General features: G+C 63.7%; 12 protein-coding genes and 3 pseudogenes. 8 read left to right on the forward strand and 7 right to left on the reverse strand.

The features are described 5' to 3' along the window. Positions 1 to 38: 38 nt before the first annotated feature. A complete protein-coding gene (locus J7302_RS02090) occupies positions 39 to 938 on the forward strand; it encodes a LysR family transcriptional regulator (protein ID WP_215369640.1) in 900 nt (299 codons plus the stop codon). Between the two features lie 136 nt (positions 939 to 1,074). Here J7302_RS02090 and J7302_RS02095 read toward each other — a convergent pair. From J7302_RS02095 to J7302_RS02115, 5 genes and pseudogenes are all read right to left on the reverse strand, one after another. Then, positions 1,075 to 1,444, reverse strand: a pseudogene (locus J7302_RS02095) (TraC family protein); the annotation flags it as partial. A 98-nt stretch (positions 1,445 to 1,542) separates the two neighbouring features. Then, positions 1,543 to 1,673, reverse strand: a pseudogene (locus tag J7302_RS02100) (TIGR03751 family conjugal transfer lipoprotein); the annotation flags it as partial. Between the two features lie 41 nt (positions 1,674 to 1,714). Further along, positions 1,715 to 2,458 carry a DUF3726 domain-containing protein gene (locus J7302_RS02105; protein ID WP_215369642.1) on the reverse strand — a complete coding sequence of 248 codons (744 nt, stop codon included), beginning with the start codon at positions 2,456 to 2,458 and terminating at the stop codon, positions 1,715 to 1,717. Further along, positions 2,458 to 4,158: a hypothetical protein gene (locus J7302_RS02110; protein ID WP_215370747.1), complete on the reverse strand. Its 1,701-nt coding sequence runs from the start codon at positions 4,156 to 4,158 to the stop codon at positions 2,458 to 2,460. Before J7302_RS02110 ends, J7302_RS02105 begins: the two co-directional genes overlap by 1 nt. Before the next feature lie 189 nt (positions 4,159 to 4,347). After that, positions 4,348 to 5,253, reverse strand: a complete 906-nt coding sequence (locus J7302_RS02115; RefSeq protein ID WP_215369644.1) for a LysR family transcriptional regulator — start codon at positions 5,251 to 5,253, stop codon at positions 4,348 to 4,350. A 93-nt stretch (positions 5,254 to 5,346) separates the two neighbouring features. On the opposite strand from J7302_RS02115, the gene J7302_RS02120 reads away from it, so the two are divergent. From J7302_RS02120 to J7302_RS02140, 5 genes are all read left to right on the forward strand, one after another. Next, the gene (locus J7302_RS02120; RefSeq protein ID WP_215369646.1) at positions 5,347 to 6,789 is read left to right on the forward strand and encodes an aldehyde dehydrogenase family protein; all 1,443 of its coding nucleotides are present in this window, start codon (positions 5,347 to 5,349) and stop codon (positions 6,787 to 6,789) included. Between the two features lie 13 nt (positions 6,790 to 6,802). Beyond that, positions 6,803 to 7,789: a dipeptidase gene (locus tag J7302_RS02125; protein ID WP_215369648.1), complete on the forward strand. Its 987-nt coding sequence runs from the start codon at positions 6,803 to 6,805 to the stop codon at positions 7,787 to 7,789. A 236-nt stretch (positions 7,790 to 8,025) separates the two neighbouring features. Then, positions 8,026 to 9,576 carry a BCCT family transporter gene (locus J7302_RS02130; RefSeq protein ID WP_215369650.1) on the forward strand — a complete coding sequence of 517 codons (1,551 nt, stop codon included), beginning with the start codon at positions 8,026 to 8,028 and terminating at the stop codon, positions 9,574 to 9,576. Positions 9,577 to 9,625: 49 nt separating this feature from the next. Further along, a complete protein-coding gene (locus J7302_RS02135; RefSeq protein ID WP_215369652.1) occupies positions 9,626 to 9,997 on the forward strand; it encodes a RidA family protein in 372 nt (123 codons plus the stop codon). A 169-nt stretch (positions 9,998 to 10,166) separates the two neighbouring features. Beyond that, complete coding sequence (locus J7302_RS02140; protein WP_215369655.1) at positions 10,167 to 10,928, forward strand: TerC family protein; 762 nt, start codon at positions 10,167 to 10,169, stop codon at positions 10,926 to 10,928. Between the two features lie 159 nt (positions 10,929 to 11,087). Here the strand turns inward: J7302_RS02140 and J7302_RS02145 are convergent, their stop codons facing one another. Continuing rightward, positions 11,088 to 12,227, reverse strand: a complete 1,140-nt coding sequence (locus tag J7302_RS02145; RefSeq protein ID WP_215369657.1) for a sterol desaturase/SRPBCC family protein — start codon at positions 12,225 to 12,227, stop codon at positions 11,088 to 11,090. Between the two features lie 89 nt (positions 12,228 to 12,316). Between J7302_RS02145 and bsrA the strand changes: the two genes are divergently transcribed. Continuing rightward, complete coding sequence (gene bsrA, locus J7302_RS02150) at positions 12,317 to 13,237, forward strand: LysR family transcriptional regulator BsrA (RefSeq protein ID WP_215369660.1); 921 nt, start codon at positions 12,317 to 12,319, stop codon at positions 13,235 to 13,237. Between the two features lie 51 nt (positions 13,238 to 13,288). Here the strand turns inward: bsrA and J7302_RS02155 are convergent, their stop codons facing one another. Next, on the reverse strand, positions 13,289 to 13,699 hold the full coding sequence (locus J7302_RS02155) for a PA2817 family protein (RefSeq protein ID WP_215369663.1): 411 nt from the start codon (positions 13,697 to 13,699) through the stop codon (positions 13,289 to 13,291). An 83-nt stretch (positions 13,700 to 13,782) separates the two neighbouring features. Between J7302_RS02155 and J7302_RS02160 the strand changes: the two are divergent. Further along, positions 13,783 to 14,474, forward strand: a pseudogene (locus J7302_RS02160) (transglutaminase-like domain-containing protein). The last annotated feature ends 243 nt before the right edge of the window (positions 14,475 to 14,717 follow it).

The raw sequence follows: 14,717 nt of genomic DNA on the forward strand, positions 1-14,717 counted from the left end.
TTGAGAAATGGCATGTTGTGATGCCTGGTATTCATAAGATGAATTCATCGAGCTTTGACCTCAACCTGCTGCGGGTGCTCGACGCCCTGCTGCGAGAGCAGAACGTCTCGCGCGCCGCTGAGCGCCTGGCCCTGAGCCAGCCGGCGGTGAGCAACGCCCTGGCACGGCTGCGCGAGTTGCTGGATGATCCGCTGCTGGTACGCATCGGCCGGCGCATGCAGCCCACGCCTCGCGCCCTGGCCCTGGAGGGGCCAATTCGTGCTGCTCTGCAACAGATCGAGCAGACCCTGAGTGGCGCCGAGGCGTTCGATCCGGGGCAGAGCCGCCAGCAGTTCCGCATTGCCCTGACCGACTATGTCGAGCAGCTGTGCATGCCCGGCCTGCTCGCGCGTCTGGGTGACATGGCACCGGGATTGCGCATCGATGTGGCACACCTGAGTCCGAGCCTGCCAATCGAGGAACTGGACCGGGGCGCGCTGGACCTGGTGCTAGGCCGCTTCGATGAGATCCCGGCGCGCTTCGTGCGCCATCCCTGGCGCATCGAGACGCTCCAGGTAGCGGTGCGCAAAGGTCACCCACTGCTGGCTGGCGACCTCGACATGGAGAAATTCCTGCGCCTGCGCCACGTCTGGGTGCACGGTGGCCAGACGCGTGGCATGGTCGACCAGTGGCTGGCCGGACGAGGGCTGTCGCGGCAGATCGTCTACACTACGCCGAACTACCTGCAGGCGGCGCACATCGTCGCAGGCTCGGACTTGGGTGTGGTCCTGCCAACCCAACTGGCGCGCCAGTTCGCCGCTTTGCTGCCCATCCAGTTGTTCGACCTGCCCTTCGAGCTTGGCCCCTTCCACCTTGAACTTGTCTGCCTGGCGCAGAAGAGTCGCTTACCGGCATTCGCCTGGCTTATCGAGCAGATATTGCTGATTGGCAAGGGCTGAGCATGGTCGGAGTGGATATTGCGTGGCTTCGTCTGCGCCAGAGCGCTTGGGGCATACCTCACGAGCGGCGCCTCCGTCTGGTGCGTGACCGTGACCTGCTGGATCAGCGCGCCCTGCTCCAACTAAAGGTCACAACGGGGTTGTCCTGCACGTAGAGCTGCACGATCCAGGGGCTGTCATCCAACTCGTCAAACGAGTCCTGCAGCACGTTCTCCTGGGTGTCACGCACCTGCAGCAACCAGGCGGGTTCGCGCACCTTCGGTGCCGATCGGTGTCAGCTCGAAGAAGGCGGCCACGGGCTGGCCGTTGTCCAGCAGCATGCACTTGGTGTCGGGCAGGTATGCCACCCAGGGCAGCAGGTCGGCGAACGATGGCGCAACTCCCTGGAATGCCTGCTCGTCGGCCAGGGTGGCGGGCCGGCGCCGGGGCTGCGTGGTGCCAGGCTCGGGAATGCCCAGGGCGTGCAACGTGGCGACATGGTGGGTCCAGGCGTCCTTGGGCGGCATGGCTTCCTCGGCGGGGGGATGGGGCGGGTGCGTTCCGCGTCGCCGCGAGGCCATCAGTAGTCCTCGACCCGCTCGCCAGGTAGCACGTACTGCACACGCTAATACAAGGGGACCACCGTCGTGTAGCTGGGGAGCGGCACCGGATCATTGCCGGCCAGGTGCGGGAACACATACATCACCAGTGGCGCCAGAACTGCCGGTAGATCTCGGTGGCCGCGGTGCGCGTATAACGGGTCTGCACGCCCGGCGCAGCTTGTGTGTAGGCCTCGGTCAACGTCCGCCGGCACCGCTGCGCGAGCGCTCGGAGCTCTCCACCAGTACTGCTTCTGCAAGCCGGTTGAGGCGTTGCCATAGGGCGGGGGAGATCTCCGTTCCATTCTCCAGAGCCTGCTCGCGGGCCAGGGCGAAGTCCGCCGGGGTGATACATCGTTCCTCTCGGGCGTCCTCGATCTCCACTGCAGGTTGCGAGTGCGCTGGCGTACCGAGGAGCAGTGTCAGCGACTGCCGCTTCTCCTGGGGGGCATGTTCGGGGAGGCGGTATTCCTGGTAGGTGGGGTAGGCGGCACCGGCGTCGATCCGGGCCAGGTGACGGCGCACCGGGTCGTGGCCGTTGTCCCACTGTGCGCGAGCCCACAGGCCCTGCCGCGCACAGTCTGCCAGAACCTTGAGGATGAACTTGCGGTTGTGGCAATGGTGGACTTCGAGGCCTATCGACCCCTGCTCCAGCGCCTGCACGCAGGCCAGTTCCAGCAGCGCCGGTAAACAGTTCAGGGCGCTGCGACCATGGCACTCGGCGATCAGCGTGGCCGGCCCCTCGACGACCAGCTCCGCTGGCGGGCGTTCGCGGTCGGCCACCAAGTCCAGCGCCCGTTCAAGTTCGCCAAGACCGTCTTCACGGTGCAGTTGCAGCCAGCTGACCAGGGCTGCGGCGTCCTCATAGTGGCCCGGGGTATAGCCCATGCCCTCGAAAACTCGTTTAAGCAGGGCGTTCAGTTCGTTGGCGGAAATCAACATCAAGGCTTCTCCGGGGTAGGGGCGAGCGGCAGGAACCAGTCATCGTCGAAGGGTTGGCCGATATCCTCCAACAGGGGGGCGCCCTGGAACATGGTGTTGCGCACCCACAAGCGCGAGCGCGGGTCGAACTTGCTCACGCCGAAGAACGACAGCTTGCAGCGCAACAGATGCATGGGCAGCACGTCACGGTCCAGCAGGTTGGCGCGGATCTCACCGTAGTGGGTGCGGGCCATGGTCTGGATGCGGCGGACCATGCCGCGCTGCCCAGGATGGCGGAGCAGGAAGTGCGCGACCTTGTGTTCCGGGTGTTCCACCAGGTAGGCACCGAGCTGTCGATGGCACTGCTGCACCAGGTAGCCGATACCGAGCGGCATCTGCTTGTCGCGGCCGTCGTCCAGGTTGCAGTTGCCCAGGCGCGGCTCCTGCTTCTCCTCGGAGCGGTACCAGAAAGTCTCCTGGGCGCCGTCGATGGCGAAGTCGATGGCCAGTGCCCAGTCGTAGCGGGTCTCGATCAGGTGCTTGAGTTCGGAAACGGGCATCTCGGGGTGCAGGTCGGACTGCTCGGGCAGGGCCAGGTGCTCTTCCAGTTCGTCCACCAGATCCGGGTGCAGTTCCAGGAGGATGCAGTTGATCAGCTCCTGCCCCTGCAGGCTGGCGCGCTGCTGAGACCAGTTCTGCAGAGACTGCCAGGCTTGCAGCGGTTGCAGGTCGAGCCCGGCGCGCAGGGCCAGCAGGTCGGCCAGCACACGTTGGTTGTGGCCGGCCTGCCATTCGTCTTCGGTAAAGGTTTCCTCGATATGGCGGATGGCACGCTCCAGCAGTTGCGGCAGGCGTTCCAGCTGCGCGGCCGTCGGGATGCCGGCGAGGATGCGGGCCAGGGCCAGTTCGCGCATTTCGATCCAGCGACTGATCAGTTGCGGATGGTTGATCAGGTAGGGCGCCATGCCAAGGCCGGTGGAGTTGCCGATGCCGAAGTAGCGCTTGAGGGCCGGGGTGAAGGGCACGGCGGTTTCCGGTGAGCGGCGCCGGGCGATGTGCTCGGCCTGCTGCAAGCTGAAATTGCGCAGCATGAAACAGGTGAACATTTCGGCGGCAAACGGGCGGGCGAAGTCGGGGTGCTTGCGGCTGACTTTCTCCCAGTCGGCCATGCCCAGCTTGCCGCTGCCGTAGACGGCCGTGGTGCGGTAAAGGTAGCCGACCCGGGCGATCTGTGCGACGTCGGGCTGGAGCCCCTGGCTCAGGGCCTCCACCACGCTGTCGAAGTTGCGCACGCTGCGATTGGCGCGGGACAGCACCATCACCTTGGCGTCGAGCCGGCCCGCCTCCTGCAGCGGCACGTTCTGGCGCAGGTAGTCGACATAGGCGTCGTCCACCTCACCTTCGCAGAGGGCCATGGTCAGGTCCCACTCGCTGGCGATGACCCGGTCGTTGCGCTTTTCCGGTGCCAGGTACTGGGAAAACAGCACGAAGCTGAACAGGTCACTGCGAGTGCGGATGCGATAGATCACCGTGCCGTAGCCGTCAGCATCCAGTTCGAATCGGGGTGCGTCGATCTGCCATTGCTCGCGCATGATTCGGCGGACCAGGCTGCGCATGAAGCTCAGACGGCTCTGGTGCAGGCTGCCGAGCCGCTCCAGGTCCATGACCAGGTGGGCGGGGCGCATGTACGGAATCGCAGCCTCAGGTAGGCTGGATTCCATGATTGAAGGGGTGCTCATTCTGGGGCCCTCAACTGGCGTTCACCGCGCACCGTTGCCTGCTGGCTTTCGGGCGGCGGCTTGTTATTGATCTGCCGCCGATGGTGGGACAGCAGGCCCCGCGGAGCAATTCAGATCGCCCTATCATTTGATAAGTAACCCTTATTCAAATGGCTTTGTCGATCAGTCGGGTTATCGCCACTCGGCTGGGTCCAGTTCGTTGTCGCGCAGGATGAACTCGAACAGGGCCTGGGCGGCCACCGGCAGGGAGCGGTTGGCCTGGCGCACGATGCCGATATCGCGGGTCACCAGCGGATCGGCTAGGGGGATGAAGCGCAACTGCCCGGCCTCGGCCGGGAAGGCGAAGCGGGGCAGGGTAGTGATGCCCATGCCGGCCTCGATCATGGCCAGCAGGGAAATCATGTTGGAGATATAGAACTGCGAGTCGCTGACCAACTCTTCGGCGCGGGTGCCGGCCAGCAGGCGCGAGGTGCCGTTGGCGATCAGGCGCTCACCGCGCAGTTGCTGCCAGCCGAGCTGCGCTTCGCCGGCCAGCGGGTGGTTCTGGTGGCAGACCACGCCGATGCTGTCTTCCCAGATGGGAATGAAGCGGATGTCACTCTCGGCTTCCCAGAGGCTGGAGATGCCGAAGTCCACCTGTTGGTTCTCCACCATGTTCAGCACCGCTTCGGAGTTGTCGTCGAACAGGCTGACGTGCAGGTCCGTCGCATCGCCAATGAAGCGCGTGAGGATATCCGGCAGCAAGCGGCTGGCGATGGAGGGCACCGAGGCGATGCGCAGGTGCCCGGACTTGTACTGGGCTATCAGGTTCATGTCGCGGACCACGCGGTCGTGGTGCTCGATCAGCTCCTTGGCATAAGCCAGGAACTGCACACCGAAGGGAGTCAGCTCGGGCTTGGTGACCCGCGCGTTGCGCTTCTCGAACAGGGCCTGACCCAACTTGCCTTCCAGATCGCGGATGGACAGCGAGATGGCCGGCTGGGTGCGGTGCGCGCGCTCCGCCGCGGCATGGAAGCCCTGCAGCTCGGCAACCCAGACGAAGTGGCGCAACTGGACGATCTTCAGGTCCGGCAGCATGGTAAGTTTTCCTTATCAATCAATATTTACAACTAATTTTAGTTTATCTGAGACGGCACCTACCATGCGCTCAAAGCGAGAACGGAGGTGCACATGCCCAGCAAGATCTTCAACAACTACATCGGTGGTGCCTGGGTCGAAGGTGCCTCGAGTGCTGCCAACCGCAGCCCCGCCAACGTCGAAGACGTGATAGGCCTCTACACCCAGGCCAATGCCCTTCAGGTGGATCAGGCAATTGCCATCGCCACCGCCGCCCAGACCATCTGGGCCCGCAGTGGCCTGGAGGAGCGCTACCAGGTTCTTATGGCCATCGGCAACGAACTCATCGCCCGCAAGGCAGAGCTCGGTGAGCAACTGTCGCGGGAAGAGGGCAAGACCCTGGCCGAGGGAATCGGCGAGGTCTATCGCTCCGGGCAGTTCTTCCATTACTACGCTGCCGAAGTCCTGCGGCAGATGGGCGAGACGGCCGATTCGGTGCGTCCCGGCGTGGAGATCGAAGTCCGTCGCGAGCCGGTCGGAGTGGTCGCCATCATCACCCCGTGGAACTTCCCAATGGCCACCGCCGCCTGGAAGATCGCCCCGGCCCTGGCCTTCGGTAATGCCGTGGTATTCAAACCGGCCAATGCCGTGCCGGCGAGTGCCTGGGCACTGACCGAGATCATTTCCCGGCAGCCCCTCCCTGCCGGCACCTTCAACCTGGTGATGGGCAGCGGTGCCGAGGTCGGCGAGCGACTGATCCACTCCAGCGGGATCAATGCCCTGAGCTTCACCGGCTCGGTTGAAACCGGACGCCGGGTCGCCACCGCGACGGCCGCCAACTTCGTCCGTTGCCAACTGGAAATGGGCAGCAAGAACGCCCTGGTGGTGCTCGATGACGCGGACCTGGAGCTGGCGGTGGAATGCGCAGTGAACGGTGCCTTCTTTGGTACCGGGCAGAAGTGCACGGCGTCGTCCCGCCTGATCGTCACCGAGGGCATTCACGACCGCTTCGTCGAGGCGCTAATCAAGCGCATTAAACAGCTCAAGGTCGGCCACCCGCTGCGCGAGGGCGTGCAGATCGGCCCGGTGATCGACGAGCGCCAGCTGGCGCAGAACCTGCGCTACATCGAAGGCGCCAAGGCCGAAGGCGCGCGCCTGGTCTACGGCGGCGAGCGCATCGTTGAGGAACACGAGGGCTTCTACATGCGCCCGGCGCTCTTCGTCGACACCCGCAACGACATGCGTATCAACCGCGACGAGGTATTCGGGCCCATCGCTTGCGTCATCAAGGCGAAGGACTACGAAGAGGCCCTGGACATCCTCAACGACACGCGCTTCGGCCTGACCGCCGGGATCATGACCCAGTCGCTGAAACACGCTAGCGACTTCAAGCGCCGGGCCAATACCGGCTGCGTGATGGTCAACCTGCCCACCGCCGGCACCGACTATCACGTGCCTTTCGGTGGCCGCAAGGACTCCAGTTTCGGCCCGCGCGAGCAGGGGCAGTACGCCCGCGACTTCTACACGGTGGTCAAGACCGTCTACGTGCGTCCCTGAGGGAGAGAGCGCCATGCAAGAGCTTCTGATGATCGACGGCCTGCAGTACTCCAACTGGAGCCCTGAGCTGTTCCGGCAGATGCAGGAAGGTGGCCTGAGTGCCGTCCACGCCACCATCGCCTACCACGAAACCGCCCGCGAGACGCTGTCGCGCATCGGCGAATGGAACCGCCGCTTCGAGGCCTTTCCCGAGCTGATCCGCCCCGTTCGCCAGGCCTCGGACATTCGCCTGGCACAGCAGGAAGGACGGGTGGGGATCTTCTTCGGCTTCCAGAACTGCTCGCCCATCGAGGACGACATCGACCTGGTGGAAGTTTTCCGCCAGCTCGGGGTCTTCATCATGCAACTGACCTACAACAACCAGAGCCTGCTGGCTTCCGGTTGCTACGAGCGCGAGGACAACGGCATCAGTCGTTTCGGCCGCCAGGTGATCGAAGAGATGAACCGCGTCGGCATGCTTATCGACATGTCCCACAGCGCCGAGCGCAGCACCCTGGAAGCCATCGAGCTGTCGAGCCGGCCGGTGATCATCTCCCACGCCAACCCCACCAGCTTCCATGCGGCCAAGCGCAACAAGTCCGATGCGGTGCTGCGCGGCATCGCCGAGTCCGGCGGGCTGCTCGGTTTCAGCACCTATCCCTTCCACTTGCGCGGAGGGTCGGCCTGCCAGCTCGATGAGTTCTGCGACATGGTTGCGCGCACCGCGGACCTGATGGGCATTGACCACATCGGCATCGGTACCGACCTCTGCCAGCAGCAGCCGTTGCAAGTGCTGGAGTGGATGCGCAATGGCCGTTGGAGCAAGGCCAAGGATTACGGCGAAGGTTCGGCGGACAACGCCGATTGGCCGGCCCCACTGCACTGGTTCCGTGACAGCCGCGACTTCCCCGTCATCGCCCAGGGTCTGCGCCAGCGCGGCTTCGCGGAGGACGAGGTGCGCAAGATCATGGGCCTGAACTGGCTGAACCTGCTGGAACGCGGCACCACGCCGCAGAACTGATCTACCCACCCCGTGAGGACGCCATGAACAAAAACAAGAACAGAGCCTCGTCCAACTCCCACCGTGGAGCTGGCCTGTGCCCACCCGCACAACACCATCAGACGCTGCCTCCAGGGGGCCCGCGCGACATGCGCCCCTTGCGTTGACGAAACGACCCCTCGTCGTTTCGAACCCCTGGTCATTCGCCCCGCGCGTGCCGCATGCCGGCGGGGCCTACGCTACAACCTGGAGGCATCATGAAAGTGTTCCCGACCCAGACCATAGGCAGCACGCCGATGAAGCACCCGGCACTGCAAGGCATCGATTGGCCGCTGTTCGTCATCAGCGGCGGCTTCCTGCTCAGTTTCCTGGTGGCGGCGCTGGTGGACATCGACGCCGTCTCGGCGCTGGTCAACACGCTGTTCGCCTGGTCGACGAAAGTCTTCGGACTCTACTGGCAGGTGCTGATGCTGGCGACCTTCCTGGTCAGCCTGGGCATCTGCTTCAGCAAGTGCGGCCGCGTGCGCCTGGGTGGCGTCGACCGGCAGCCGGAAACCAGCACCTTCAACTGGATCGCCGTGATCATGTGCGCACTGCTGGCCGGGGGCGGCGCCTTCTGGGCGGCTGCCGAGCCGCTGATGCACTTCGCCAGTCCGCCGCCGCTGTTCCCCGGCGTGCAGCCGAACACCGAGCTGGCCGGCCATCTGGCCCTGGCCCAGTCGTTCGTGCACTGGGGCTTCCTCGCCTGGGCAGTACTCGGCAGCCTGCTGGCGATCGTGCTGATGCACCTGCACTACGACAAGGGCTTACCGCTGGCGCCGCGTACGCTGCTGTATCCGCTGCTGGGCGAGCGCGCACTCAAGGGACCCATCGGCAACCTCGCCGATGCTTCCTCGATCATCGCGGTGGTCGCCGGCACCATCGGCCCGATCGGCTTCCTCGGCCTGCAGATCAGCAATGCGCTGCAAGCCGTGTGGGGCCTGCCCAATGACCTGCTGACCCAGTCCATCACCATCATCCTGGTGACGGCCATGTACACCACGTCCTGCCTGGTAGGCCTGAACGGCATCCGTTTCGTCAGCGAGATCAACGTGTGGCTGATGATCGGCCTGGCACTGTTCATGATCGTGGCCGGCCCGACCCTGTTCATCCTCTCGGGCTTCCCAGTGGCGTTCGGCATGCAACTGGAAAACTTCCTGCCGATGACCCTGTACCGCGCCGATCCCAAGTGGCTCGACTGGTGGACGGTATTCTACTGGGGCTGGTTCATCGGCTACGCCCCCATGATGGGCCTGTACGTGGCCAAGATTTCCCGGGGCCGCAGCATTCGCCAGATCATCATGACCCTGTCGATCGTCGCGCCGCTGGTCACCATGTTCTGGTTCACCGTGGTCGGCGGCACCGGCATCGGCCTGGAACTGGAGAACCCCGGCATCGTAACCGCCCACGGCACTCAGCCCGAGGCCATGTTGCTGGGCGTGACCCAGAGCCTGCCACTGGCGGGGCTGGTGTCGGCGCTGTTCCTGTTCCTCAGCTTCATCTCGGTAGCCACCAACGGTGATGCCATGGCCTACACCGTGGCCATGGCGATGTCCGGCAACGACTCGCCGAAGAAGTGGCTGCGTGCCTTCTGGTGCATCGGCATGGGGCTGGCTGCGGTGGTGCTGATCACCATCGGCTCGGGTGGGGTCACAGCGTTGCAGTCCTTCATCGTCATCACCGCCGTGCCGGTGTCTCTGCTGATCCTCCCAGCGTTGTGGAACGCCCCACAGATAGCCCGCCGCCTGGCGCGCGAGCAGCAGGTCTAGTCCCTTGGGAGGGCTTGTCCCTCCTTTTTCTTCCCTCCTGGAGAGTTCAATGAAACAGGCAGTCAGCACCCGTTTGTACCCGTCCAAGGCCCCGCTGGAGTGGGCCGTGATCGGTAACGGGACCTTGTACACGGCGCAGATCCCTATCGATGTCGAAGGGCGTGTGGTCGAAGGGGGCATCGAGGCGCAGACGCGACAGACCCTGGACAACCTCAAGCACACCCTGGACTGCGCCGGGCTGGGCCTGGACGCGGTGACCCAGGTGCTCATCTACGTCACTGACCGCAGCTACCTGGCCACGGTGAATGCGGTCTACGCCGAATACTTCGCCGCTCCCTTCCCGAACCGCGCTGCCGTGGTCGTGGCGGGCCTTGCCCGCGAGGAGATGCTGGTGGAACTGGTGGTTTACGCGGCGGCCTGACCGGGCCCCATCCTGGCCCGGCCGGTGATCCCGGAAGGGCCGGTCTTTCGCTCGCCGATTCTTCCGGCAGCGACTTTACCTATGCGGGGTGCAAGCGCTTTTCCGCCACAAGCGGGCCGGCGCTTGCGCCACTTCCGGCCTCCTGGCCAGATTTGCTTTGGAGTGTGAAATGGAAGGGCTGTTGCACCCGGAGATCTGGGTCGCCTTCTTCACCCTGACCGCCCTGGAAATCGTCCTCGGCATCGACAACATCATCATGATCGCCATCCTCGTGGCCCGCATGCCGCCACACCTGCAGGCGCGCACGCGTTTCTTCGGCCTGGCGCTGGCGATGGTCACCCGCATCCTGCTGCTGCTGTCGATCACCTGGATCATGCGGCTCACCGCCGACCTGTTCAACGTGTTCGACCAGGGCATCTCCGGTCGTGATCTGATCCTCTTCTTCGGTGGCCTGTTCCTCCTGTGGAAGAGCAGCACCGAGATGTATCACAGCCTGGAAGGCGAAGATGAAACCGAGGACTCCCCCAAGGGCGGGGCCGGTGGCTTCATCGGTACCATCATCCAGATCGCCATCATCGACATCGTCTTCTCCCTGGACTCGGTGATCACCGCCGTCGGCATGGTCTCCCACGTGCCGGTCATGGTCGCCGCGATCATCGTCGCCGTGCTGGTGATGATGCTGGCCGCCGGCACCATCAGCTCGTTCATCGACAAGCACCCGAGCCTGAAGATGCTGGCGCTGTCCTTCCTGGTCGTGGTCGGTACCGTGCTGATCGCCGAGTCCTTCGAAGTCCACGTGCCGAAGGGCTACGTCTACTTCGCCATGGCCTTTTCCCTGGCCGTGGAGGCGCTGAACATCCGCATGCGCATTGCCTGGGCCCGCCAGGAGGGTGAACCGGTGAAACTGCGTAAAGCACCAGTGGGTGATTGATCGAGTGAGGTCCGCTTCTAACCGATCCTCTCCGGCCGCATCAGTGCGGTTCATGGGCCAAGTCACATAGTTAGAGGTTTTGTCCGAGTCCCGTTTCCCGCTCCAGATATACAAAAACGCCGCTCATTCGAGCGGCGTTTTTGTATCTGCGTTCCGAGTTCAAGCCGGGTCCCGTTGGCGGATCAGCGTCTGCTCAATGACTCGCTCCGCCATCTCTTTCAGTTGTTTCATCGATTCGACCGATTCGCGGTCTATCTTGCGGCGCATTACCAGCAGGTTGGCCAGGCGCATCAGCCGGCCGGAGAAGCGGTACTCAAGGGTTCGGACGAAACGGGTGCCGGTGTCAATCTTCTCGCATTCATAGGTCAGCAGCAGTTCCAGGCCGTGGGTGCCGTGGGCGGACGCGCACCAGTGCCGGCCGGAGCTGTGCTCGGTTACGTCCCAGCTGAGGTGTCCGGCGCGCCCGCCGGCGTGGATGTCTTCTTCGAAATGGCTGCCGGCCGGAAGCGGGCCGCTGGGGCCGTCCACCCGCAGGGAGGAGGGGTGCCATTCCGGCCAGCGGGTGGCCGTGCTGGCATAGGCAAGGACCTGGTCCGGGTTGCGGGTGATTTCCACTTCGTGCTGCATTCGGGTCATGGAACTCTCCTGCTCCAGAGGTTCCCAGTACAGGCTGCCCCGCAGCCAGTCCATCAGTGGGAAGACCAGGTTGAAGTTGTGGGTTTGCATCAGGTCGCGCCGATGGTGCAGCTCGTGCAGCCGTCGCATATGGCGAATCCAGGGCAGGCGTGAGATCGGGTGGCTGGCGGGCAGGTGTTCGCAGGCGTGGAAGACCTCATAGCTCAGGTAACCCGCCAGCATCGTAGTCGAGAAGAGGGCAGCGGTATTGGCGTTAAGGAAGGAAAGCAACCACCACGCGACGAACAGGCCAAGGCTGAAGAGGACGATCAGCCACGCCGGGAAGAGAATCACCCTCCAGTCTCGCGTCGATTCGTAAGTCATCTGCCCGGCGACGAAGAAGCTGTGGTGATCACCTGTATGGCGCTTGTAGAACATTGCCCCAAGACGAGTCTTTTTGTGGCCCAGGTTTTTGTGGATGGCGTACTCGCCCCAGCTGAAGAACATCAGTGCCAGCGGTACCACCAGCCATTCCAGCGGCTTCACGTTCTCCAGGCCACTGATGAAGAACACAAGACAGGCCGCGCCGTAGGCCAGCACGAATCCACCGTGCAGCCAGGCGTTGTAGAGAGGGTGGATGCCCGCGCGGTAACGTGCACGAAATGCTCGGGTGTCAGGGCTCATTTGCTGCTCCGGCAGTCTTGTTGACATGCCGTCGAGTCTAGTGATGAATGCTTTATTCCGGTAATGGATATTCGAAATGAGCATTATTCATGAGTCTGAATTTGCGCTGTATCGATCTGAACCTGTTGCTGGTGTTCGACGCCCTGATGCAGGAGCAGAACCTGTCGCGGGCCGCCACACGCCTGCACATGAGCCAGCCGGCGGTGAGCAATGCCTTGGCGCGCCTGCGTAGCCAACTGGGTGAGCCGCTGTTCAAGCGCACCGCTCGCGGCATGTCGCCCACCGCCCATGCCCAGGTGCTCTACGGTCCCGTGCGCCAGGCACTGAATCTGCTGCAGTTGGGGCTAGGGGCCCAGGGGGAGTTCGACCCCCAGGCCGAGCACAGCTTCCGGCTATCGATGAACGACTATGCCCTCATCATGCTGCTACCGGCCCTGTTGGAACAGTTAAAGGCAGAAGCGCCGCGGGTCGTGCTGGAGGTGCAGGACGACGAGGCGAAAAGCCTGATCGCGCGGCTGGCCAGCGGCGACCTCGATCTGGCCATCGACTACCTCTACTTCGATAGCCCCGATCTCTGCTATCAGCCCTTCATGGAAGAGGAGTTGGTAGTGATCGGACGGTCCGGACACCCTGCCTTCGAGGGTGGGCTGACCCGGGCCGGCTACCAGCGGAGCCAGCATGTACTGATACTGCCGCGCGCTGGTCGCGGTTCACCGCTGGAGATCGTCTTGGGTTCGGCAAAGATCCGGCGCCAGGCCGGACTGCAGGTTCCCCACTATCTGACCATCCCGCCCATCGTGGCCCGCTCTGACTTGTTGGGCACGGTGCCGCGCCGGCTCGCCGAGCATTTTTCCGCCATTTATTCGCTGCAGGTGGCGCCGCTGCCGGTGGAGACGCCGCCGGTGCAGGTGAGCCTGATCTGGCACCGCCAGCAGGAACTGTCGCCTGGCCTGCGCTGGTTGCGGGAGCGGATCGTCCGGCTGAGCGCCGATGGGTTGCTGGGAGGCTGAAACGACAAAGGCCCGCATCGCGGGCCTTTGTCACGTCCGGGGCAGGCGCCCTCAGTGCTTGCTGCCGTCTTCCGGCATGGCCAGCAGCTGCTTCTCCTGGTTCCAGTCGAACGGCTCGCCATTCTGTTCGGCTTCGTAACGGCGTTCATCGAGACGCTGGAACAACTCAATCTCTTCGTCGGGCATGAAGTGCAGGCAGTCGCCGCCGAAGAACCACAGCAGGTCGCGTGGGATCAGGTGGGCGATTTGCGGGTAGCGGTGGAAGACCTGGCTGATCAGGTCCTGGCCAAGGTACAGGCTGCGTTCCGGGTCACGAGGCAGTTCGCTCATGAGATCATCGAAACGTTCGACGAACAGGGCATGGTTCTCCTCCGGAACCTGTTCGGCCTCGCCCAAGGCGACCAGGATGCCACGCAGGTGGGCGAGCAGGGCGAGGTGATGGTCGAGGTAGGGATTGGCCATGGCGGAGCTTCCTGAAGCGTGATCGGGCGCGGGAGTATAAGGCTCTGGCGACCCGCTGTCCCGCATGCGGGTATCAATGGTGCCTGTGGCGCCAGGGGCGGCGAGCTTGGCAGGATCGTCGTGCCGCTGCCGGTCGCTTCGTTGATAGCGATCATCCCCTGGTGATCGAGTTTGCCGAAAGCCGGTGTGGTGCCACGCGCGATCCCCGAGAACAGGCGGTCAACCTTTATTACGCCGTGCGAGACGAAATTCGCTACAACCCTTATGTTTTCAACCGCGACCCGCAGACGCTGAAGGCAAGCCACGCGCTTGCGGCCGGCGAGTCCTACTGCGTGCCCAAGGCATTGCTGCTAGCTGCTTGTGCCAGGCATTGCGGCATCCCCTCGCGCATCGGCCTGGCTGACGTGCGCAACCACTTGGCGACGCCACGTCTGCTGGAGCTGCTCAAGAGCGAGGTGTTCGCCATGCATGGCTACACCGAACTGTATCTCGACGGGCGCTGGGTCAAGGCGACCCCCGCTTCAACCTGGCCCTCTGTCGCCTGTTCGATGTGGCACCGTTGGAGTTCGACGGCCTGAGCGACAGCGTGTTTCATCCTTTCAATCGCCAGGGCGAACGCTATATGGAGTACTTGGCCAACCATGGCCAGTTCGCCTACCTGCCGGAGGCACTGTTCTTCGAGCATCTGGCAGCCAGTTATCCGCATCTGTTCCGCGACGTTGCCCCGTTCATGGGGGGTGACCTGCATGCCGAGGCGTTAGTCCTGGGCGAATGAATTGGCTCTATCCCGGTCATGCGCTGCGACTGGATGGATCTCTTGCAGGAGCGAGCTTGCTCGCGAACCGGACCTTTTCGCGAGCAAGAACTCGGTGTCTCCCTCGATCCTGCAAGGCGCTCCGCCCGGCCGTTGATTACTAGCAACAGCTAACCCAGACAGAGCCAGTGAATTCGCCGCGACAACAGAATGTGATACCGAGACAAGCCCTGAGCAGGGGTTGCTGGAAGCGCCACCCCGGTC

This window comes from Metapseudomonas boanensis (genome assembly GCF_018704125.1).
In the GTDB taxonomy this organism is placed as follows: Bacteria; Pseudomonadota; Gammaproteobacteria; order Pseudomonadales; family Pseudomonadaceae; genus Metapseudomonas; species Metapseudomonas boanensis.